This is a genomic window from Pararcticibacter amylolyticus (assembly GCF_003130405.1).
Lineage (GTDB): Bacteria > Bacteroidota > Bacteroidia > Sphingobacteriales > Sphingobacteriaceae > Arcticibacter > Arcticibacter amylolyticus.
Map to the genome: position 1 here is coordinate 158633 of NZ_QEAS01000002.1, position 22070 is coordinate 180702.

Genomic DNA, 22070 nt, shown 5'->3' on the forward strand with positions numbered 1-22070 from the left:
AAAGAATGAAGACAAATAAAAATTCCGCCCCCGTAATAATCGTCATATTCGGCGGCACCGGCGACCTTGCAAAACGTAAGCTTATCCCTGCATTTTTTAACTTATACCTGGATGGATGGATGCCGGAGCATTTCTCCATTATCGGATTAGGAAGAACTCCTTTAAGTGCAGAGGAATACTGTAACCGTTTATCAGACGGCATCAGCCAGTTTTCACGCAGCGGGACTCCGGACCCTGAAAAATGGAAGAGCTTCATTTCTTCTGTTACTTACCTGCAATCGGATATAAATGATCCCGGTTCTTACAGGAGCCTGGGAGAGACACTCGATTCTTTGGATAAGCAATGGCAGGTGCGTGCCAACAGATTGTTTTATCTCTCGGTTGCGCCTCAGTTTATCGAGCCTGTAGCCGTAAACATCAGCCAGTCGGGGATAGCCTCTATCCCGCAGTCTGACCACATCATTATAGAGAAACCATTCGGTCATAATAAAGAAACGGCAATTGCGCTTAATAAGTTACTGACAAACCTTTTCCTGGAAGAACAGATCTACCGGATAGATCATTATCTGGGAAAGGAGACCGTTCAGAATATCCTGGCTTTCAGGTTTGCCAACGCCCTGTTCGAGCCGCTGTGGAACAGGAATTATATTGACTACGTTCAGATCACTGTTGCTGAACAGGTTGGAGTAGAGGAAAGAGGCGGTTATTATGAGGGGTCGGGAGCGCTGAGAGATATGATCCAGAATCATTTACTCCAGATCATGTGTATGATCGCGATGGAACCGCCTGTGTCTTTCGAAGCAGAAGAGATCCGGAACAGGAAGGTCGATGTTCTCCGTGCTATCCGCCGGATGAAACCGGATGAAGTACATCATTATGCTGTAAGAGGGCAGTATGGAAGAGGCTGGATACAGGGAAACAAGGTACCCGGATACAGAGAGGAACATGGCGTAAATGCCAACTCCAATACTGAAACATTTGCAGCCGTCAAATTCTATCTGAATAACTGGCGCTGGCAGGATGTTCCGTTCTACCTGCGTACGGGAAAAAGAATGCAGCAGAAGACCTCTTCTATCACCATCCAGTTCCGGCCGGTGCCTCATTCTACATTCCCGGACAGCCAGTCAGACAGGCTTGCTGCCAACCGGCTTACGATTAATATCCAGCCTCAGATGGACATCAGGCTTCGCTTTACCACGAAAAGACCTGGACTTGAAATGGAGCTGAATCCCGCGGAGATGGTATTCAACTATGATAAATGCTCTACCCAAAGTCCCGAAGCTTATGAAACTCTTTTGCTCGATGCCATGCGCGGCGATGCCACCCTCTTTATGAGAGCCGACCAGGTGGAAGAGGCATGGGATGTGATTACGCCAATCCTGGAAACCTGGGAATCACGCGATTCCCTTGATTTTCCGAATTATGTTGCCGGCGGCTGGGGACCTGAAAGTGCAGAAGCCCTGATTGCCAGGGAAGGACATGTTTGGGCAGTGAATGCGGACGGGATCTATCAATAGCAAAATATGATTAAAATATTCACGGACAGTAAAGATTTAAGTGCTTTTGCTGCGGATTATTTTACAGCAGCAGCACGAAAAGCAATAGCAGAAAAAGGTACGTTTAACGTTGCCCTTACAGGTGGAAACTCGCCCTTACAGCTGTATACCCTGCTCGCATCGCCTCAATATTCCGGCAGCATTGACTGGAGTAAAACTTATATCTTTTGGGGAGACGAGCGCTGGGTACCGCTTGATGATAAGAGAAGCAATGCCGGCATGGCTTATGCCGCATTGCTGGATCATGTTCCGGTAAATAAAGATCATGTTTACCCGATGTGGAGCGACCAGTTGCCACCCGGAGAGTATGCCGCTGTTTATGAGAAACTGTTGAGGTCTCATTTCGATAAGAGCGGTGGTACATTCGATCTGATATTATTAGGGATGGGAGAAGACGGACATACCGCGTCCCTGTTTCCCGGAACACAGGTGACAAGGGAACAGCATACGTGGGTAAAAGCCTATTACCTTAACCCGCAGCAGATGTACAGAATTACGTTAACGGCACCGCTTATTAACCTGGCCGATAGAATTATGGTCATCACATTCGGAGAGAATAAGTCGGATGCGCTTGCTCATGTACTGGAAGGTAAAAGGGATACCATTACATATCCGGCACAATTGCTTCAACCGGAAAAGGGAGAACTTATCTGGGCCATTGATGATAAGGCTGCAGCTGCATTATCTCCTGATTATATCAAAACAAATGGTATTTAAGCATGCGGACTGCAAATATCAGGTGATCATGACTATGTTTGCGAATTATTACAAAGATATATGAATCTGCTTTTCTTCCCGGAGAGCCCTTTCAGGGTTAAATTATCATTTGAATCTGTCATAAAAGAGCTTGAAGAAACAGCAGGTGAAAGCGGGTATTACCACGGGGACAAAGCAGGATTGCTTGAAGAGATAGCATCAGCACCGGAGCTGAGAGACGGCATTTCGAACACTCTCCACATTCAGAAGAATGCTGACCTGATCAGGCGTCTTATGGCGCCTTATTTTCCTCCGGCACTAACACGGAATGAAATTAAGGCCATTACAATCCCTTATTCCGGACTTGTCTTCAATCATTCGCAACGCTTTTTAAGTATATTGAATGCGAGCGGTTCGGTGTTTGACTTCGGCATCCGGGATCTTGACGATCATCAGTCTTATGTGTTAAGCTGCTGCCTGATCCTGAATGAATACTACCAGACCCGACTGAATTTTCAGAAACCCTTATTCTATGATATCCCGACTGCAAATGGGGTTGTAAGACACTATAAGGTCCTTTATAATGCTGATTTTCTGGATATATTTCCTACAGAAAGGTCGGTGGATATCAGCAGGGAGGACATTGAGCTCCTCATTGATAACTACGATAACCTGGATCTATGGAAAGAGAAATTCCCTGAGAACAGTTGGGAACTGAGAGGTTTTGCCATCATGTCACTGATAGACGTCACCATTGAAAATGCTGTCTCGATCCTGAAGGAAAGGCTTTTAAAATCCGGATCTGATGGGTTTGAAGAAGGGGTGGAGTCGGTATTTCAATCGGTGTTTAATGATCCGGATATAAAAGCCGGTTTTACTCTTTACAACCCCGACAACAGGAATTTCAGCATCGCAGTTTTCGGACAGCCGATGCGCAGTTTTATCATGCAGGGCACAGCGCCCATGGTAGCAGAAGACGCACTATGCTGTCATTCGTATGCCAGCATATTTAAAAAGGGCAAGTATTTCGCGGTTTCGGATACGGAAGAGCTCTTAACAAAGGAACCTGAAAATCATCTTGTCCGCCAGCTTTTAACAACCGGCATTCAAAGCTTTATCCTTGCTCCGGTAATCAGGGAAGGCGTAACACTAGGAGTGCTTGAGGTTACTTCACGAAAAAAAAATGAGCTTAACAGCATTAATGCGCACAAGCTTGATGTTGTCATGCCCTATATTACAGACAACATCAAGAGGCTGATCAGCGACTTGCAGAACCAGGTCCAGATACTGATCCAGGAAAAGTATACGACTATCCATCCAAGTGTATACTGGAAGTTCAAGGCAGAAGCGCAGAAATTTATTTATGACCAGCGGCTTGGGAAAGAAACAACCTTAAGAGAGATTGTATTTAAAGATGTTTATCCCCTTTATGGTCAGGTTGATATAAAAGGATCCTCCTATACCAGGAACATTAATCTTCAGAGAGATTTACAGCTGCAGATTGAGTCGGTACTGGGGCTGATGGCTGCCGTAGACGCTGGCTCAAGTGCGCTTTTTACGGCAGAGGAGAAGGAACAGCTGGATTCTTTTCTGAGGGAAGTATCACAATCGCTCCATGCTTCTGCCGAGCAGGAAATCAATGACTATCTCGAAAAGCACATTCACAACAAACTAAAGCTGATAGACGAGCCCGGGCAGCAGGTGCTGATCGGGGAGTACTTCGAACAAACCAGGAAGAAAGAGGGGCGTTTTCACCAGTTCAGAAGGCAGTACGAGGAGTCAGTATCGGCTATCAACGACAGGATGAGCACGATCATAGATGCTGCGCAAACGGAGGCCCAGTCACAATTTCCTCATTATTTCGAAAGGTTTAAAACAGACGGAGTGGAACATAATTTATATATAGGCTCGTCCATTGCGCCTGATGTGCCCTTCACCATCTCCAGGCTCCATAACTTGCGGTTCTGGCAGGTCAGGACACTGTGTATTATGGCACAAGCCCATTATCAGTTGAAACCTTCTCTTCCATGCCCTATGGATATCACTTCTCTTATTCTTGTTTACAATTCACCTATTTCTATCCGTTTCCGGATGGATGAAAAACGTTTTGACGTGGATGGGAGTTATAATGCAAGATTTGAGATAGTAAAGAAAAGGATTGACAAGGCTTATGTTAAAAATACCCATGAACGGATTACCCGGCCCGGAAAGCTCACAATTGTATATTCCGGTCTTCAGGAGGAGGCTGAGTATATAGGATATGTGGAAGAGCTGTCTAAGCAGGGTTTCTTTGAACCCGGAATTGAAACCCTGGAGGTGGAAGATTTACAGGGAGTGGCCGGACTGAAAGCGTTAAGGATAAAAATCAGGTATTAATATTATCTATTTTGAAATATCTGATTTGCTTCTGATTTTTATCAATATAAAACGACTGTAACAATGAGCGATTACCATGAGTTATCCAGAATCATAAAAGACTATGTATCTTCCTTTTATAAGGAACATCACAATCCCATATTGACGTATCATAATGAGAAGCATACGGAAGATGTCGTAGCTGCGGCGGCGGAAATTGCGGATCACTACCACTTATCAGAGAAAGATTACTTTATCGTTACGGCAGCTGCCTGGTTTCATGACCTTGGATATTATATCAGCATGGATAACCACGAGTATGCAGGAGCTAACCTGGTGGCAGACTTTCTTCGTAAACACAAAGTGGACGAAGAGATCAACGAAGCCGTTCAGAAATGCATCCTGTCTACCCGTATGCCTCAGAATCCGGCTAACCTGAATGAAATGATCGTATGCGATGCCGATCTTTTTCATCTTGGCAGGGATTCATTCAGGGAGAAGAACCGCCTGATGAGAAAGGAGTTTGAATCAATTTCGGGTGTAAAGATCAGCAAATCTGAATGGCGGGAAAGTACGATCAGGCTACTAAAGCAACATAAATACCACACTGATTATTGCCGCCTGCTGCTGGGAAAAGGAAAAGAAGAAAATCTGCAGGAGCTTGAGAAGAAGCAGGAAGAGAAGGCCCGGCCACAGGAACCTTCTGCTGCTTTAATTCCTTTACCTGCGGAAGAAAAAAGCGCTGAATCAGGCAAAAAAAACAAAGACAGGCCCGACCGTGGTATTGAAACAATGTTCAGGGTCAGCTCATCGAATCATCAGCGCCTGAGCGATATGGCGGATAATAAGTCGCATATCCTGATCACGGTAAATTCCATTATACTTTCCGCTATAATAAGCCTTCTTCTCCGGCGGCTTGAAGATCACATCTACCTGGCTGGTCCAACATTTATATTACTAACAGTGAGCTTATTAAGTATCATCTACTCAATACTTTCCACGCGTCCGACTATCCCCGACGGGATATTTACCCAAAAGGATATTGATGAAAAATCTGTTAACCTTTTATTCTTCGGCAACTTTTATAAGATGAGCCTGGAAGACTACTCTGCCGGGATGTGGAAAACAATGGAAGACAAGTCATTCCTCTATGGAAGTCTTATACGGGATGTTTATTCGCAGGGGATTGTTCTGGGCAAGAAATACCGGCTGCTAAGGATAGCTTACAATATATTTATGTACGGCCTGATCATATCCGTTCTTGCCTTTATAATCATGTCGGCTATTCACGGGAAGGATTAGGAATAAACGGGAAGCTCAATGGTAAAGGAAGTCCCGGCACCTGCCTGGCTCTCAATATTGATTTTCCCACCTAAGGTTTCAACCTGAGTTTTAACCATAAAAAGCCCCATTCCTCTTCCTTCTTTGTGAGGATGGAAGCGCTTGTAAAGCCCAAAAACCTTATCCCCGTATTTTTCAAGATCTATTCCAAGGCCATTGTCTGAATAATTTATAACAACGGATCCGTTTGTCCGGGCGCTCTTAATGCTGATAAGCGGCTCCTGGTCTGGTTTCCTGTATTTGATGCTATTGCTGATAAGATTGTAAAGAATGCTGTTAAGGTAGCTTTTAGTAGTATAAATATTTGAAACATCGGAAAAATCGCATTCGATCATCGCATGCTCATCTTCAATGATATTTGAGATACTTCCTTTGATTGAGTCTACCATACGGCTTAGGTTTATCTCCTCCTTCGTTTCGGCCAGTTGCCTGCTCGACCGTAGTATACTGTTTAGATCTATGATAATTTCATCCAGCTTATTAATGCAAGACGACAGATCCTGGTTGAATGCTTGTCTTTCTCCTTCCGAGATATCCTGAAGCTGCAGCAACTGCATAAGTCCCATAATATTGGATACGGGCGCTCGCAGATTATGAGATATGATGTATGCGTATTGCTCAAGGTTTTTGTTACGCTGGATCAGATCCCTTGTGACCCTCTCGTTTTCAATCTCTGCAAGTTTCTTCTGCGTAATATCCCATCCTATAATGAGATATTGATATGGGTGATTACGGGTATCTGAAAAAGGGATGATATGTGTATGTGTCCAGTAAACCGCTCCATCTTTTGTCCTTTGTTCTATTTCACCTTTCCATACCTTACCCTGCCGGATCGTTAACATTATTTTCTGTTCGAGATCTCCGCGGGAAGTTCGTTTCATAATGTCAATTTTCTTTCCGGCTACTTCCCTGAAGGTATATTGGGATATAAGCGTGAAGTTATTGTTCACATGCTGGACCAGTCCCCGGCGGTCGGTTATAACAATTATTGCCGATTCGTCAAGGGCATGTTTGTAGTCGCGGATCTCTTTAGTCCGTTCAATTACCCTTTGCTCCAGTACCTCGTTTAATTTCAGGATCTCCTGTCGGGCTTTCTTTTCTTCAGCGGCATCCGTAAAAGCGCAAATTAGACATTCCTTTCCGTCTATATCAATCAGATCAACATGAGCGTAGACGCATTTCTCTTCCCCGTCGGCGGCTCTTAAATGAAGTTCAATATTTGAAACCGTCTCACCATTGTGAAGCCTCTGAAGCATAAAGATTCGCTCTGAATATTTCATCCAGATCTTTAGTTCACGGGATGTAACGCCAAGGAGCTGTTCCTTTCTGAATTTGAAAAAGTTGCAGAAGTTATTGTTGATGTCGATGAATTTGCCGCTTTGCGCTTCTGTAATACAAAGTATGACCGGACTTTTATAAAAAAGGCTGGAATAAATCTCTTCGTTCTTCTTCAGAATCGACTGAGTCTTTCTGATATCGGTGATATCCTGAAAACATACTAACCTTTGCTGCTTTCCCCTGATGTTGATCGTTTCGGCAAAGTGCTGTATATACTTTACAACACCGGCCTTTGTTCTGACTGAGACCCCAACGCTATCCCGGTACTGATTTACTGCACTTACAGGATTATTGCTGCCTTGCAATTCCGTGTCGCTGTTTATGCCGAACAAAGGCGCCGCACGGCCAACCAGCTCCTCCCTTGAATAACCAAAGAAATCTGCGTAACGGTCATTAATATCAATAATATGATTGGTTGCAATATCAGTTAAAGCCAGTATACTTGGATTTTTATAAAACAGGGTGGCAAACTGATCCTGACTTTCTTTAATGGCCTGTTCGGCTTCTTTTTGTACCGTGATATCGAAGAAGGCAATAAAGAGCGTGGTTTTACCATCTATTATTACCTTATCAAAATTACAGGAGATATAGCGGTGTTCGCTACCGTTTAAAACAATGGAAGTAACATAATCACGCACCTGCGTATTTTCTGTTATAATTTTCCTGATCAATGCTTTATCAGGTGCCGATTTCAGAATATTGAGGCTGGCGATAGCCTTACCTACGATCGCCTCCCTTTCGAGGTTGAGGAATCTCAATATGTTGTTATTGGCATTGATCACCTCAAGACTGAACGCATCTACCATCAGGAACATCACAGGACTATGATAGAATAACGTCTCGAATTTTTCTTCATTCTTTTTCGATTTTCTCTCAGCCTCCGCACGTTTTCTCAAACTCAATTGAAGCAGAAAGAAGTTTACAATAAAGAACATCAGGATAGATGCCGAAACACCAATCATGATGAATACATTGGTTCTGTTTCGTATGATCGATTTCTCAACAGTGGTTTTGGGAGACCGCTGATGAGTTTCAAGTGCCGTTATGAGTGTCTGGATTTTTGCGACTGGCGTGTTCCGGACTTTAACAGGAGATAGAATCTTTTTAGAACGGGCTGTTCCCTTTACATATGCTAGTTTAATATCGGACAAATATATCCTGCTTTCTTCCTGCAAATCTTTATACAACTCCAGGTCGCGCCCGCTTAAATATGATTTAAGACTTGCAAGCTCCTTCTGATATTCTGAAATGAATTGATCTGCTCTTTTCCGGCAATCTTCATTTTGGGGTTTGCAGTTCGCTATATCTTCATGAATGTTCTCCAGGTGGATGTTCAGATGGGTGGTCGTATGAAAGAATTCTATTAATTTCTCCTGCTGTTCGTTATTTTTTCTTACAATCTGCAAATCCTGATAAATCAGCATCGCAAAACAACCAAGGCTAATGAAGAAGCCGGTGAATGCGATCAGAAGCATCCTGGATATGTGTTCAGACTTTACCATGGAGCACAAAAAATATTATTAATAGTATCAGACATGCACCGTTTTACGTATGTAGAATCAATAAGGTTTCCTATGTGTAAAATCTTTTATCGTCTGGGGGTAAACATGCTTACAGGAAAAGTTAAAAATGAGGCATTTTATCGCTGCTCAAAAGCACCGGCCTCAGGGTTTGGGATAGCAGGACAGGTATGCTCTGAAAACTGTTTAAATGGTGCAGCCTATTTAACCCTTCGCATTGGAAACCGTTCATTGCGTTGTCTTCCATTTTGCATCCCCGATATTTGAGCCATTAACGAATCCTTACCAGTCCGTGTATAAGAAATAACTTGCGGAAAATCGTGTGACGGATTTTCGAATATAATTTTCTTGCCGGAAACAGATTTCATTGAGAAGTGTACAGGCAGGCCATCGTTCTGTTCTCTTACAGTGGGGATATAAAATAAACTGTCACCTTTCTGTACGAGTTTCACGGTCTCCAGGATGATCGTATCCCGGTTCTTCAGTATATAACTCTTGCCAGAGAACTCATCCTTGTTTATTTTCTTCCAGCTTTCATACACATTTCCCTTTTTGGTCGTCATTTCCCAGGTGCCGGTTAACCATTCGGCTTTACCGATCCTGTTAGAGATTTTAAAACTACAACCGGAAAGCAATATCAGGATGAAAGCATGACCTCCAATTTTATGCATCTTTTTAATGTTTTCTATAGAGACTAATATCGGAATTACAGGGAAATCAAAATTATAAAAATGTGTACGCTTGATCCGGAACGGGTTGGAAGATCCCGATTTAATCCGGCATTTAAATTGAAATCAATATCAGAAACCAACAATATTTAAATAAAAAACCCGCTTACTTTTAAATAAGCGGGTTTTTGTAGTCTTGCTAGGGTTCGAACCTAGATTTTCAGAGCCAGAATCTGACGTGGTACCATTACACTACAAGACTATCAGAACATACCAGCAAGATCGTTTCTTTTTGGTGCTGCAAAAATACAATAAAAATTATTGGAAGGAAATCTATTTCCACTTTTCTGATTTTCTTTTCAGCTAACACACGATTATCGCCACATAATACGATAATTTCATATTATAGACTTAAAAGGCGATAATTGTATTTTATCGCCATATATATCTATATTTGTCCATATGACGAGCATCAAAGCGATCCTGACTGGTGATATTGTGAATTCTACCTTGCTGAATGAAAAAAAGCTGGATGAACTTCTTTTTGCAATAAAGACGGAACTTAAGTGGCAAAACGCCAAAAACGACTTTTACCGGGGAGACAGTTTTCACGCTCTGTGCGAAGCTTCTGAAGGCTTAAACCTGGCACTCCGGCTCAGGACGATAGCCAGGCAGGGAATGTGGCAAAATGAAGATGAGAGCATTGACATCCGGATTGCGATCGGAATAGGCAACGTGGAGGAGCCGGTAAAGAGCATGGCAACCGCCAAGGGAGAAGCTTTTGTCATTTCCGGAAGGGAGCTTGACACACTTGTCAGAACCTCCGACCGGCTTTCGATACGCTGCGCAGATGAGAAAATAGATCCGGGGCTGCAGGGAATTGCCGTACTTGCGGATATGCTTACACAAAAAATGTCTGCCAAGCAATCAGAGGCTATCAGTGAATTGCTGATGGGTGCTACGCAGACGGAAACTGCAAAAAAGCTGAGAAAGAGCCAGTCAACGATCAATAAGCTCGCACAATCCGCAAACTGGAAAGAATTGGAAAGATCTGTTGAAATATATCGTAAACTTGTATCTCTGATTAAATAGACCTATGCTGTTTCTGTGGTATATCAAAATGTTTTGTGCTCATCTGCTTACTGACTTTGTACTGCAACCCAACTCATGGGTCAAAGGAAGAATGGAACGGCACTGGCAGTCGTGGCACCTTTACCTGCACTCCGCCCTTACGGCCTTCGTTGCCTGGCTTTTTACCGGTTTTGAACACTGGCAGGTTCTTGTATTTATTCTGGTTAGCCATTGCCTTATAGACCTGTGGAAGTCTTACAGACCCGCAAAACTCGTCTATTTCTTTGCCGACCAATTTTTACACACTGCGGTCATCCTGCTTTTGGGGCTCATGATCTTTCCGGAACAAATGCCCGAACCAGCGTTTGTTATCAGCTTACTAAACAACAAAAACGCCTGGGTTTGTGCAATAGCGATCATCTTCCTTTCATACCCATCAGGGATCATAATCGGCATGCTGACCACCAGGTGGAGAGAACAGATTCAGCCACAGGAAAACAGCCTGGCCAATGCAGGGAAGTGGATAGGAATACTGGAACGGCTGATCATATTTGTCCTGGTAGTATTCGACCAGTATGCCGCGATCGGTTTACTCACGGCAGCTAAATCTATCCTGCGGTTCAGTGACACCAAAGATGCCCCGCAGCGGACGGAATATGTTCTGATCGGTACGCTGATAAGTATTTCCACAGCTATCGTTACCGGGCTTCTTGTGAAGACGGCCTTGAATTAAAGAGTTGAAAGTTCAGAGTTGAAAGTTTAAAGTATCGGGGCCTTTTGATGATTAGGGGTTTGTTGATAAGCAAATTTTGAATTATCATCAGATTGCGGCAAATTCGCGGACTTTTTATTTGACATCTTTGAGAGAGATATGATTGCACATTTTAAAAAGATTGCCGCAGAACTTTCATTAAGTGAGAAGCAGGTAAGCACGACTGTTGCATTGCTCAACGAAGGGGCGACAGTGCCCTTTATTTCACGCTACCGTAAGGAAATGACGGGCAGCCTTGATGAAGTTCAGATTGCAGCTATCCGCGACCGGGCAGAACAATTACGGGAACTTGACAAACGGCGTGAAGCTATTTTAAAATCTTTAACAGAGCTCGGTAAACTGAGTCCCGAACTGGAGAAAAGCCTCCATGAGGCAGAAACACTGAGTGTTCTTGAAGACCTTTACCTTCCTTACCGTCCGAAAAGAAAAACCAGGGCAAGTGCTGCAAGAGAAAAAGGACTGCAACCTTTAGCAGACAGGATACTGGAACAGGGGGCATTCGATATACTGGCAGAAGCCTCTAAATTTGTGGATGACCAGAAAGGAGTGAACAGCGATGCCGAGGCATTGGCAGGTGCCAGGGATATCATAGCGGAACAGATCAGCGAGAATGCCGATGCCCGGGCTAAAATACGTGAATTATTCATTGAAAAAGGCGAGTTCAGTTCAAAAGTTATCGAAGGCAAAGAAGAGGAGGGCGCCAAATATAAAGACTACTTTGAATGGACCGAGCCGGTGAAAACAGCTCCTTCTCACCGCATACTTGCCATGAGAAGGGGAGAAAAAGAACTCGTTCTTTCCCTGGATGTTTACCCTCCGGAGGATGATTCCATTGCTATCCTCGACAGGTTCTTTGTAAAGGGTAATACTGCTGCTTCAGATCAGGTACGCCTGGCTGTGGCTGATAGCTTTAAAAGACTTTTAAAGCCCTCCATGGAAACAGAAATCCGCCTTCTGACCAAGAAAAAAGCAGACGAAGAAGCAATAAGAGTGTTCGCAGAGAATGCGAGGCAGTTGCTGCTGGCCGCCCCTATGGGGCAAAAGAGGATCATGGCGATAGACCCGGGATTCAGAACCGGCTGTAAAGTGGTATGCCTGGATGAGCAGGGGCAGTTGCTTGAAAACACCACTATTTATCCGCATACCGGCGCGGGCGGTGCCGCGGAAGCTCAAAAAACGGTCATTCATCTTGCCGGCAGGTATTCTGTAGAGGCTATAGCAATTGGCAACGGAACTGCGGGCCGCGAGACCGAAGCATTTATCAGGGCGCTTAATCTTCCTGCTTTGCAGATTGTCATGGTGAACGAAAGCGGTGCTTCCATTTATTCCGCCTCTGAAGTGGCGAGGGAAGAATTTCCGGACAAAGACGTTACCGTAAGAGGGGCCGTGTCAATAGGACGGCGTCTGATGGACCCGCTTGCTGAACTGGTCAAGATAGATCCCAAATCAATCGGAGTGGGACAGTATCAGCATGATGTAGACCAGAATAAATTGCAGACTTCCCTGGATGATACCGTGATCAGCTGCGTGAACGCAGTAGGAGTAGAGTTAAACACTGCATCTAAGCAGATCCTTGCGTATGTTTCCGGACTTGGGCCGCAGCTTGCGAAAAGTATCGTGGAGTTTCGGAACAAGAATGGTGCGTTTAAGCGAAGAGAGGAATTGAAACAGGTTCCGAGACTGGGCGAAAAGGCCTTTGAACAGTCGGCCGGCTTCCTGCGCATCCGCAATGCTGAAAACCCGCTGGATGCAAGTGCTGTACACCCTGAACGCTACACATTGGTTAAACAAATCGCCAAAGATCTTGACTGTACGGTAGAGGATCTGATGAAAGACGACACGCTCCGCAAAAAGATTAAACCGGAAAAGTATGTGAGTGAAAAAGTTGGCTTGCCGACACTCAACGACATTCTTCAGGAACTGGCTAAACCAGGACGGGACCCGAGGGAAAAATTTGAGACTTTTAGCTTTACAGATGGCGTAAATGAGATCGGGGACTTACGGACGGGGATGAAATTGCCCGGTATTGTCACTAATATCACTAATTTCGGTGCCTTTGTCGATATCGGAGTTCACCAGGATGGCCTTGTTCATCTCAGCCAGCTCTCAAACCGCTTCGTTAAAGATCCGAATGAGGTAGTAAAAGTGCACCAGAAGGTAGAAGTAACGGTAACGGAAGTTGACGTGGCCCGGCGCAGGATCTCCCTTTCAATGAAAAAAGAGGAACGTCCAGCACAACAGCAGAAAAAGGGCGAAAAGAGACCTGAGAAGGTTGATTTTAACGCGAAACTTGCTGCCCTTAAAAGCAAATTTTCGTAGTTGATTGAAGTTAAAAACGGGCTTTTACGGGGCGGCGTTCAATGTTAAAAAAACATTAAATATTTTTTCGATTTCCAGAACATTTCATTTACCCCTGGTGTTGTAACAATATGGATCTCACGGAAAACAATACCCCTGCAAATGCAAAGCCTGATAGCTTTAATTTTTTCATCAATCTGTTCGATTACGGCGAGTTTAACGAAGTAGTGGTAAGGAAAGAAGTCGACGGATACCAGGTTAACCTGGACGACGAAATCTATCTTTGCACCCTTGCACGCAACAACGACCATTCCTGGGAGCTCGTCAAAGGAAATATCCCGGCGTCAGTGGTCGGCAAAATCACTCAGGGTATGGACAGAAAGTTAAGTAACTAGTTATTACTAAAGAATTTTTCGCAAACGGATATTTCTTTAGTCATACGTCAAAGCTTCCCAAAAGGAAGCTTTATTTATTTACAGGGATATAAAACTTAAAGGGTGTATAAATACTCCTGCTTCAGTCCCTCTACCTTTTCAAACTTATCAAGGACATGGTTCAGATAAGACTTGCGGATCTCAACTTCAAAAACACAAACATTATCATACTCCTGTTTTAACAGGTTCAGGTTTTCATCCTTAATGATTTTCATCACTTCATTCATCCTGAGATAATCGAAACGCAGTCCGTAGATGTCGTTTACAGTTTTTGTCACTGTTTTTGCGGCACCAAGGGCTTCCTGCGTGGCTGTCTTATAAGCATTGATTAATCCCGGCACCCCCAGCAGAGTACCTCCGAAATAACGAACTACAATCACCACTAAATTGGTCAGGTCAGCAGACAGCAGGCAATTGAGAATAGGCCGCCCCGCCGTTCCCGAAGGTTCACCGTCATCGTTGATCCTGAAAACGGATCTATCAGAAGAGAGACGCATGGCCCAGCAATGATGACGGGCTTTCGGATGCGCTGCTTTAACCTCCGCCAAATAGCTCTTTGCTTCTTCTTCCGATCTGACAGGATAAGCATAGGCAATGAATTTGCTGCCCTTGTCTTTAAATAATCCTTCGGATGCTTCCGTTATCGTTCTGTAGGTGTCGTCAAACAACATCCGGCAATAATAAGTAAAAAGCCGAAAGTCTAAAATTAAAACCCAGTTTTAGTTCCGTTGTTAAACAGTACAGTCATTTTAAAGAAATCTATCTACATATGAATATGCAACTATCAAATGAACAACAGGGCGCTCAGCCACCTCAGCATCAGGACAAGCAACCCGGAATAGAATCGGAGATGACGCCACGGCCTGCGTATGAAGGAGAGGATCAGGATGTATTCTCCAAGCTGGCCGGAAAAGTAGCTATCATAACCGGGGGCGATAGCGGCATTGGCAGGGCAGTGGCGCTTGCATTCGCAAGGGAAGGAGCTGACGTGGTGGTATCATACCTCGACGAACATGAGGATGCAAAAGAAACAAAATGGCAGGTGGAGAGCGAAGGACAGAAGTGTATCCTTATTCCGGGCGACGTAGGCTCAGAAGCCCACTGTATTGAAATAGTGGAAAAGACTATTCAGGAGTTCGGAAGACTCGATATCGTAGTCAACAATGCAGCGGTGCAATATCCCCAGGATAACCTGGAAGACATCACCGAAGAGCAGCTCACAAAAACATTCAGGACAAACATCTTCGCCTATTTCTTCCTGACGAAGGCCGCACTGAAATATCTGCCAAAGGGAGGTACCATCATAAACACCACTTCCGTAACAGCATACCGCGGCAGCAGTCATCTCATTGATTATGCCTCCACCAAAGGTGCTATTGTTGGGTTTACCCGCTCACTGTCTGCCACACTTGCGCCCAGAGGTATCCGGGTGAATGGTGTGGCCCCCGGACCGATCTGGACACCGCTTATTCCTGCCAGCTTCCCGGAAGACCATGTCGCTACCTTCGGCAACGATGTACCATTGAAGCGTCCCGGCCAGCCCGAAGAAGTGGCCACATGCTATGTGTTCCTGGCTTCAGCAGACTCGAGTTACATGACAGGACAGGTACTTCACCCGAACGGGGGCGAAATCATAAACGGATAGTAAATTTTAAAATATGAATAAAAAACCGGGATGTTTGTTGAAACTTTTAAAATAAAATTCCTTTTTTATTTGTATTATTTCTAATAAATATAATCCTTTAAAGATCAATTAAATAACCGGACTATATACCCCTGCCGGCGCCAGATCCGGCAGGTTTTTAATTTTAAGTCACTCTCTTACTGTTTAATAAAATTTTGGTAAAGGCATAATCCTGTTATTTTTGTTTTCTCAACCGATATATTTTAATGAAATTAAGTCAGAAAGAGGCAGTATTTGCCAGTGAGGTTGTCACACGGTTTGAGCTGTATAACAGCTTATTCCTGACCCTCCCTTTTTACCGGGTAAAACACACCGGTACCTTGTTGCCATTTTTTACTTCGCATTGCGAAGAAAGCGTCAGGCAAAACATTGCTCCGGCTGATATTATTGAAAGCTTTTTCGCGCAGTATGAACAGTATGTTCAGGCGTCGGACAGGTTTGACCTGCTCTTCAGGTTTATTCAGTATATCGAACGTCAGGTTGTACTGTTTGATGCGATAGAAGATGCAGCATTCAGCAAAACACACACGCAGGAAGAAACTGGTTCTATTGTTTCGTTATTACAGCAGGCGGCATTTAAGCCGGCGCTCAAAGCTAAATTGAGACAGAAGTTACAGGAATTTTCTTTGCGTTTGGTTTTGACGGCTCACCCCACCCAGTTTTATCCGGGACGCGTGCTGGCCATCATTACAGATCTGACACAGGCGATAAAGGCGAATAACATTAACGACATTCACCTTCTTTTACAGCAATTAGGAAAAACACCATTTTTCAATAAGCAAAAGCCGACTCCGGTAAACGAAGCGGCCAGCCTTGCCTGGTTCCTTGAAAACGTATTTTATTACGTGGTCTCTGATCTGCAGCAACAGGTTGAAGGCGAATTTGAGTCGCCGATCTTTAACGCCCATCAGCTGATTGAACTGGGGTTCTGGCCCGGTGGTGACCGCGATGGAAATCCGAATGTCAACAGCCAGACAACTAAAGAAGTATCCGATCTCCTCCGTGAGATCCTCTTCCGCTGTTATTACCGCGATTTCAGGTTACTCAAACGCAGGATCACATTCAGAGGCGTAGAAGAGAACATGAACCGCCTGCAGGACCTGTTTTATCAGAACAGTTTTGTCAAAGCAGAGGAACCCCGGGACCAGCAAACGGAAATCATTGACAACCTGGAAGCAGTAAAAGATGTATTGCTAAGAGTGCACGATGGCTTATTTGTAGATAAGATCGATGATCTCATCCGTAAAGTAAGACTGTTTGGATGCTACTTTGCATCACTGGATATCCGGCAGGACAGCCGGGTATTGAGAACAGCACACCAGCAGGGCAGAGCTTATGCAAATGCTGATCTTCCGGATAACTACGACACTTTATCTGAAGAAGAAAAGCTTAAACTGATTAAGTTCGACGAAGCGGATATTCCTTCTGAGGGATACGATGACCTCACTACGGATACCTACACTACGATCCGGCTGATGAAAAGAATGCAGACCGCAGGAGGTGAAAATGCTTCCCACCGTTTCATTATCAGTAACTGCCAGCAAGCTTCCGATATTCTCCAGCTCATTACTCTCTTTCTTTGGAGCGGCTGGAAGAAAGACGCACTGACTATTGATTTTGTTCCCTTGTTTGAAACTGTACAGGATCTCAAAGCTGCCGGAACGGTAATGGAGCGTTTGTATTCACATCCTTTCTATAAAGAACATCTTAAAAGCAGGGGTAATAAGCAGGTGATCATGCTTGGATTCTCCGACAGCACAAAAGACGGCGGTTACCTGATGGCCAATTGGTCTATTTACCAGGCTAAAGTTGAGCTGACCTCTCTTGCAAGAAGATACGGTATAGAACTTGCCTTCTTTGACGGACGCGGCGGGCCTCCTGCCAGAGGCGGGGGTAAAACACACCGGTTCTATGCCACTATGGGAAGGGAAATTGCCAACGATCATATCCAGCTGACTATACAGGGACAAACCATCAGCAGCCAGTACGGGTCTTTCGACTCGGCGCATTTCAATATTTCTCAGCTGGTAAATGCCGGGGTACTGTCTTCCTTCGACGATAACAACGATAAAAATACACTGACAGATCAGCAAAAAGGACTTCTTGCTTCGATGGCCTCCACCAGCCATAAAGCATTCGTTTCTCTCCGGGAAGATCCTTTGTTCCTGAAGTACCTGGAACAGCACAGCCCCTTAAAGCTGCTTTCCCAGATCAATATCAGCAGCCGTCCTGTTAAGAGGAACTCTGGCGGCGAATTAAAGCTGGAAGATCTCCGCGCGATTAGTTTCGTCACAGCATGGACCCAGTTAAAACAGAACATCCCCGGATTTTACGGAGTGGGTTCGGCATTGAAAAAAGCGAAAGAGGACGGGGTCTGGAGCGAAGTAAAATCCTTATACGAGATTTCCGGCCAGTTCAGAACGATGATGGACAACTGTATAATGTCGATGTCGAAGGCCGACTTCAGGATCACCGCATACCTCGAATCAGATGCAGTCTTCGGAAGCTTCTGGAGACGACTGAAAGATGAGTTTGATCTCACCCGCCAGCTGATGCTTGAACTCACCGGAACTACGGTGTTACTGGAGCAGTACCCGATAGAGAGGAAGTCGATCGGCCTGAGAGAACGGATCATCCTGCCGCTTGTTATTATTCAGCACTTCGCATTGCAGCAGCTCGAGTCGAACAAGAATGATGAAGAAACAGTCCGTGTACTCAATAAACTGATCATACGCACAGTCTACGGAATTGTCAACGCCGGACGAAATGTAGCTTAATTCAAAAGTCTGATAGGAGATATTTGCTGAAGGTTAAAACCTTAAAAGTTTTAGGATGTTAGTGCTTTGATAAAAAACACTACATTATGAAAAACAGCAAATATCTCTTACCTATCATTACTGCAGGCGTTCTGGTGTTCCAATCATGCGGAAACAGCAACTCGGGAAAAACAGACAGCACCGAACAGGCGTCACAGGTAAATGAACAAAAGGATTCCGTAGACAACGGAGTATCCGACTTTATGGTGAAAGCAGCTGCCGGAGGAATGGCAGAAGTTGAGCTGGGGAAACTCGCCCAGGAAAATGGCGTCAGCCAGAGAGTGAAAGACTACGGTGCCATGATGGTGAAAGACCACACCAAAGCGAATGACGAATTGAAGGCCCTGGCTTCTGCAAAAAACATAACCCTTCCGGCTACCCTGGACGATCAGCACCAGAAGCATTTCGAAGAAATGAAAAAAATGAAGGGCGCTGATTTCGATAAACACTATATGGATATGATGGTGAACGACCATGTTGAAACCATCAACCTTTTCGATGACGCTGCTAAAAATGAAACAGATGCAGAAATTAAAGCATTCGCTGCTAAAACAGCGCCTGTTTTAAAAATACATCTCGATTCCGCAAAGAAAATAAACGAGGCGGTAAAAAAATAGTAATTCCATAGGCAAATGCAAAAGAGGCTACCTCAAAAGGGCAGCCTCTTTTGCGTTTAGAATTTTTTTAAAGTAGATTCAGTGGTTATTTTGTTGCTCCACCCGCACTGCATTAAAATACTGTATCCTGAACTTTAGGCCTGTTAAGTTGTTGTAAGGTTAATGAAGAAAAAGATACTGGTTGCCGGCATCGCAGTCGTGCTGGTTGCACTCGGATCCTATTTATACCTGAAATTCCGCAAACTTGATGATTTTGAACCGCAGCTTAAAGAGAAACTACAGCAGATAGTTGCAAAAGGCAGCAATGGGCTCTACAAGCTTAACGTAGAAAAAATCAATGCGGACGTAGTCGATTCAAGGATTATTCTTTCTAATATCCATATTACTTATGATTCCGTGGTCTACCAGCGGCTGATCAGTGAACAATCGGCCCCTGCAAACGTCTTTGATATCAAGTTGCGCTCGCTTGCGGTAGACGGCATCACCCCCAAAGACCTCATCACCCGGCAGGATATCCGCCTGAATGTTGTTTTAGCAGACAAGCCGGTGGTCAATATCTATCATCATAAGGATGCCGTCAATGATCAGAAAAAAGAAGGTAAAAGCGTGTATCAGCTTATCAGGGAGGAAATCGGAAGTTTCGGCGTTAAAAAGCTGTCGCTGAAGGAAGTCGACTTTACATACCATAAATCCGGAGACAAGGTACAGACCAGCTTCAAAGACCTGATGATCGATCTGGATAATATTCTGATTGATGAAGAAACCCAGCACGATACCAGCCGTTTTCTATATGCAAAAGATGCACTGATCTCCCTACGGGATTTTAAACATAAAACGGCCGACAGCATCTATAATTTCAGGCTCGACAGCATTTCCATCCATGCCGCCAGGAACGAGGTGAACATTAAAAAACTTAGAGTAGAACCCCGTGCGGGCAAAATGGCATTCAGAAAGCAGGTGAAGACAAGAAAAGACCGCTACGATATCACCATTAACAACATCGTGCTTAAACAAACCGACTGGTGGCGGTTTATCCAGGACGACGGCCTTTTTGTAGAGGATGTCTGGATCTCGAATGGCCGGATAGAGATCTACAGTGACAAGGGGATACCGGGGAGTAATGAAAAGAAGATCGGAAACTATCCTCATCAGCAGCTCTTCAAGATGGATATGCCGCTGTTTGTAAAGAAGATTAATGTCAGGAACCTCGATATTACTTACAGTGAACTGAATATAAAAACAGGGAAGGAGGGAGACATTATTTTCCAGAATACCTTCGCCACTGTCAGCAACATCACCAATATGCCAGAGCACATAGTGAATAATGGTATTTTAAAGATTGACGCGACCACTCAGTTTATGAAAACAGGATCTTTAAAAGCCGGTTTCCGCTTTAACCTGGCCAGGCAAAAAGAAGGTATTTTTTCTGTTTATGCTGATCTTCAGAATATGAACGGGACGGCACTTAACGCCGCTACGGTTCCTCTTGGATCGGTAGAGATCCAGCAGGCAAGGATAAACCGGTTCAAAGCAGACATAGACGGAAACAACTATACTGCTACGGGCCGCATATTTGTTACTTACGACGACCTCAAGATCAGCGTACTAAAAAAAGATGACGAAGGAAAACTGAAAAAGCGGGGCCTGGTGACTTTCATTGCCAATAATTTTAAGATAAATGAAAGCTATCCGAAAAAGGATAAAAAAGCGGAAACGTTTCCTTCCTCTTTCCGCCGCCCGCTCAACCGCTCATTCTTTTCACTCATCTGGAAAACAATTTTTAACGGACTGAAAGAACCTGTTGGAATTTGAGCAGGAAGGATTGTATAATTGTAGAAAAATAAAATTATGGATCAGCCTATTGTCACCGGTATCCTTTCATATGGCATGTCGGGCCGTGTTTTCCATGCGCCTTTTGTAAATGCCAACCCGGGATTTCGTTTATATGCCGTAACAGAAAGAAGCTCAAAAAATGCTCAGAAACGTTATCCTGAGATAATCAGCTATAACTCTGTTGAGGAGCTTTTGAATGACCAGGCCATTGAGCTCGTCATTGTAAATACACCCAACAACACTCATTTTGAATATGCACTGAAAGCCCTCCAGGCCGGCAAACATGTACTGGTGGAAAAACCTTTTGCTGCTACCTCTGCTGAAGCAAAACAACTGTTCGATCTGGGAAGGGAAAAAGGATGTAAAGTGATGGTTTACCAGAACAGGCGATGGGATTCAGATTTTCAGCAGGTAAAATCTGTTATCCGCGGCGGACTTCTTGGAGACCCGATGGAAGTTTATTTCAGGTACGACCGTTACCGGAGGGAGATCAGCCAAAAGACATTCAAAGAAGAGAACCTGCCGGCGAGCGGCCTTACTTACGATCTTGGCCCGCATCTGCTGGATCAGGCCATCAGCATCTTTGGCAAACCAGCTTCTTTCTCAAAGACCACAGGCATTTTCCGTCCCGGGTCGCAGGTGGACGACTATGTGCATTTCCATCTTAAATATGAAGGAGGTCTGAATGTATTTCTTACTTCAAGTCTGCTGGTCGCCCAACCCTTGCCGTCGTTTGTCGTTCATGGCACAGAAGGTACATTTATTAAATCGCGTACCGATGTACAGGAAGCTCAGTTAGAGAAGGGAATATCTCCGCTTGAAGAGGGATATGGTGTTGAGCCTGACGGCTCAGAAGGGCAGCTTACCACTATAGATAAGGAGGGAAATAAACAGTCGCAATATCTTACATCCCTGAGGTCTACCTATAATCATCTCTTTCAGGCAGTATTCAGCTGCATCCGGAAGAATGAGCCTTTTCCTGTCAGCGAAGAGGAGATCATATGGCAGATGGAGATACTGGAAAGCTAAATTCCCGGACAGCTACGTTTTTTTAAAACAGGCAGATTACTA

16 protein-coding genes and 1 tRNA gene are annotated in these 22070 nt (G+C 44.4%); 13 read left to right on the forward strand and 4 right to left on the reverse strand.

The window, feature by feature from the left end; genetic code table 11:
* The first annotated feature begins 5 nt into the window (after window positions 1-5).
* From zwf to DDR33_RS03120, 4 genes are all read left to right on the forward strand, one after another.
* Window positions 6-1517, forward strand: a complete 1512-nt coding sequence (zwf, locus tag DDR33_RS03105) for a glucose-6-phosphate dehydrogenase (protein ID WP_109414303.1) — start codon at window positions 6-8, stop codon at window positions 1515-1517.
* A 6-nt stretch (window positions 1518-1523) separates the two neighbouring features.
* On the forward strand, window positions 1524-2273 hold the full coding sequence (pgl, locus tag DDR33_RS03110; protein WP_109414304.1) for a 6-phosphogluconolactonase: 750 nt from the start codon (window positions 1524-1526) through the stop codon (window positions 2271-2273).
* A gap of 60 nt (window positions 2274-2333) precedes the next feature.
* Entirely contained in the window at window positions 2334-4628 is a 2295-nt protein-coding gene (locus DDR33_RS03115; protein WP_109414305.1) for a GAF domain-containing protein, read from the forward strand.
* Window positions 4629-4691: 63 nt separating this feature from the next.
* The gene (locus DDR33_RS03120) at window positions 4692-5909 is read left to right on the forward strand and encodes a Pycsar system effector family protein (RefSeq protein WP_109414306.1); all 1218 of its coding nucleotides are present in this window, start codon (window positions 4692-4694) and stop codon (window positions 5907-5909) included.
* Here DDR33_RS03120 and DDR33_RS03125 read toward each other — a convergent pair.
* The 3 genes from DDR33_RS03125 to DDR33_RS03135 all read right to left on the reverse strand — a co-directional run bounded on the left by DDR33_RS03125 (window position 5906) and on the right by DDR33_RS03135 (window position 9736).
* Complete coding sequence (locus DDR33_RS03125) at window positions 5906-8788, reverse strand: PAS domain S-box protein (protein WP_109414307.1); 2883 nt, start codon at window positions 8786-8788, stop codon at window positions 5906-5908. The two genes, DDR33_RS03120 and DDR33_RS03125, sit on opposite strands and share 4 nt — an antisense overlap.
* Before the next feature lie 218 nt (window positions 8789-9006).
* Window positions 9007-9477 carry a DUF6265 family protein gene (locus DDR33_RS03130; RefSeq protein WP_109414308.1) on the reverse strand — a complete coding sequence of 157 codons (471 nt, stop codon included), beginning with the start codon at window positions 9475-9477 and terminating at the stop codon, window positions 9007-9009.
* A 188-nt stretch (window positions 9478-9665) separates the two neighbouring features.
* Window positions 9666-9736: transfer RNA gene (locus DDR33_RS03135), tRNA-Gln, on the reverse strand.
* A 200-nt stretch (window positions 9737-9936) separates the two neighbouring features.
* Between DDR33_RS03135 and DDR33_RS03140 the strand changes: the two genes are divergently transcribed.
* The 4 genes from DDR33_RS03140 to DDR33_RS03155 all read left to right on the forward strand — a co-directional run bounded on the left by DDR33_RS03140 (window position 9937) and on the right by DDR33_RS03155 (window position 14010).
* Window positions 9937-10566 (forward strand): hypothetical protein, encoded by a 630-nt coding sequence (locus DDR33_RS03140; RefSeq protein WP_109414309.1) that lies wholly within the window; start codon window positions 9937-9939, stop codon window positions 10564-10566.
* A gap of 4 nt (window positions 10567-10570) precedes the next feature.
* Window positions 10571-11278 (forward strand): DUF3307 domain-containing protein, encoded by a 708-nt coding sequence (locus tag DDR33_RS03145; protein WP_109414310.1) that lies wholly within the window; start codon window positions 10571-10573, stop codon window positions 11276-11278.
* A 138-nt stretch (window positions 11279-11416) separates the two neighbouring features.
* Window positions 11417-13636, forward strand: a complete 2220-nt coding sequence (locus DDR33_RS03150; protein WP_109414311.1) for a Tex family protein — start codon at window positions 11417-11419, stop codon at window positions 13634-13636.
* A gap of 110 nt (window positions 13637-13746) precedes the next feature.
* Complete coding sequence (locus DDR33_RS03155; protein ID WP_109414312.1) at window positions 13747-14010, forward strand: hypothetical protein; 264 nt, start codon at window positions 13747-13749, stop codon at window positions 14008-14010.
* A gap of 95 nt (window positions 14011-14105) precedes the next feature.
* Here DDR33_RS03155 and DDR33_RS03160 read toward each other — a convergent pair whose 3' ends face one another.
* Window positions 14106-14720: an IMPACT family protein gene (locus DDR33_RS03160; RefSeq protein WP_109414313.1), complete on the reverse strand. Its 615-nt coding sequence runs from the start codon at window positions 14718-14720 to the stop codon at window positions 14106-14108.
* Between the two features lie 98 nt (window positions 14721-14818).
* On the opposite strand from DDR33_RS03160, the gene DDR33_RS03165 reads away from it, so the two are divergent.
* From DDR33_RS03165 to DDR33_RS03185, 5 genes are all read left to right on the forward strand, one after another.
* The gene (locus DDR33_RS03165; protein ID WP_317047411.1) at window positions 14819-15694 is read left to right on the forward strand and encodes an SDR family oxidoreductase; all 876 of its coding nucleotides are present in this window, start codon (window positions 14819-14821) and stop codon (window positions 15692-15694) included.
* Window positions 15695-15939: 245 nt separating this feature from the next.
* The gene (locus tag DDR33_RS03170; protein ID WP_109414314.1) at window positions 15940-18510 is read left to right on the forward strand and encodes a phosphoenolpyruvate carboxylase; all 2571 of its coding nucleotides are present in this window, start codon (window positions 15940-15942) and stop codon (window positions 18508-18510) included.
* 86 nt (window positions 18511-18596) lie between these two features.
* The gene (locus tag DDR33_RS03175) at window positions 18597-19166 is read left to right on the forward strand and encodes a DUF4142 domain-containing protein (protein ID WP_109414315.1); all 570 of its coding nucleotides are present in this window, start codon (window positions 18597-18599) and stop codon (window positions 19164-19166) included.
* 162 nt (window positions 19167-19328) lie between these two features.
* Window positions 19329-20978: an AsmA family protein gene (locus DDR33_RS03180; RefSeq protein ID WP_109414316.1), complete on the forward strand. Its 1650-nt coding sequence runs from the start codon at window positions 19329-19331 to the stop codon at window positions 20976-20978.
* A 36-nt stretch (window positions 20979-21014) separates the two neighbouring features.
* On the forward strand, window positions 21015-22028 hold the full coding sequence (locus DDR33_RS03185; RefSeq protein WP_202913642.1) for a Gfo/Idh/MocA family oxidoreductase: 1014 nt from the start codon (window positions 21015-21017) through the stop codon (window positions 22026-22028).
* Window positions 22029-22070: the final 42 nt, after the last annotated feature.

What these genes read in the sequence shown, in the direction of transcription:
- zwf (WP_109414303.1), top strand. Translation starts at nt 6, where the DNA reads ATGAAGACAAATAAAAATTCCGCCCCCGTAATAATCGTCATATTCGGC.
- pgl (WP_109414304.1), top strand. Translation starts at nt 1,524, where the DNA reads ATGATTAAAATATTCACGGACAGTAAAGATTTAAGTGCTTTTGCTGCG.
- DDR33_RS03115 (WP_109414305.1), top strand. Translation starts at nt 2,334, where the DNA reads ATGAATCTGCTTTTCTTCCCGGAGAGCCCTTTCAGGGTTAAATTATCA.
- DDR33_RS03120 (WP_109414306.1), top strand. Translation starts at nt 4,692, where the DNA reads ATGAGCGATTACCATGAGTTATCCAGAATCATAAAAGACTATGTATCT.
- DDR33_RS03125 (WP_109414307.1), bottom strand. Translation starts at nt 8,788, where the DNA reads ATGGTAAAGTCTGAACACATATCCAGGATGCTTCTGATCGCATTCACC.
- DDR33_RS03130 (WP_109414308.1), bottom strand. Translation starts at nt 9,477, where the DNA reads ATGCATAAAATTGGAGGTCATGCTTTCATCCTGATATTGCTTTCCGGT.
- DDR33_RS03140 (WP_109414309.1), top strand. Translation starts at nt 9,937, where the DNA reads ATGACGAGCATCAAAGCGATCCTGACTGGTGATATTGTGAATTCTACC.
- DDR33_RS03145 (WP_109414310.1), top strand. Translation starts at nt 10,571, where the DNA reads ATGCTGTTTCTGTGGTATATCAAAATGTTTTGTGCTCATCTGCTTACT.
- DDR33_RS03150 (WP_109414311.1), top strand. Translation starts at nt 11,417, where the DNA reads ATGATTGCACATTTTAAAAAGATTGCCGCAGAACTTTCATTAAGTGAG.
- DDR33_RS03155 (WP_109414312.1), top strand. Translation starts at nt 13,747, where the DNA reads ATGGATCTCACGGAAAACAATACCCCTGCAAATGCAAAGCCTGATAGC.
- DDR33_RS03160 (WP_109414313.1), bottom strand. Translation starts at nt 14,720, where the DNA reads ATGTTGTTTGACGACACCTACAGAACGATAACGGAAGCATCCGAAGGA.
- DDR33_RS03165 (WP_317047411.1), top strand. Translation starts at nt 14,819, where the DNA reads ATGAATATGCAACTATCAAATGAACAACAGGGCGCTCAGCCACCTCAG.
- DDR33_RS03170 (WP_109414314.1), top strand. Translation starts at nt 15,940, where the DNA reads ATGAAATTAAGTCAGAAAGAGGCAGTATTTGCCAGTGAGGTTGTCACA.
- DDR33_RS03175 (WP_109414315.1), top strand. Translation starts at nt 18,597, where the DNA reads ATGAAAAACAGCAAATATCTCTTACCTATCATTACTGCAGGCGTTCTG.
- DDR33_RS03180 (WP_109414316.1), top strand. Translation starts at nt 19,329, where the DNA reads ATGAAGAAAAAGATACTGGTTGCCGGCATCGCAGTCGTGCTGGTTGCA.
- DDR33_RS03185 (WP_202913642.1), top strand. Translation starts at nt 21,015, where the DNA reads ATGGATCAGCCTATTGTCACCGGTATCCTTTCATATGGCATGTCGGGC.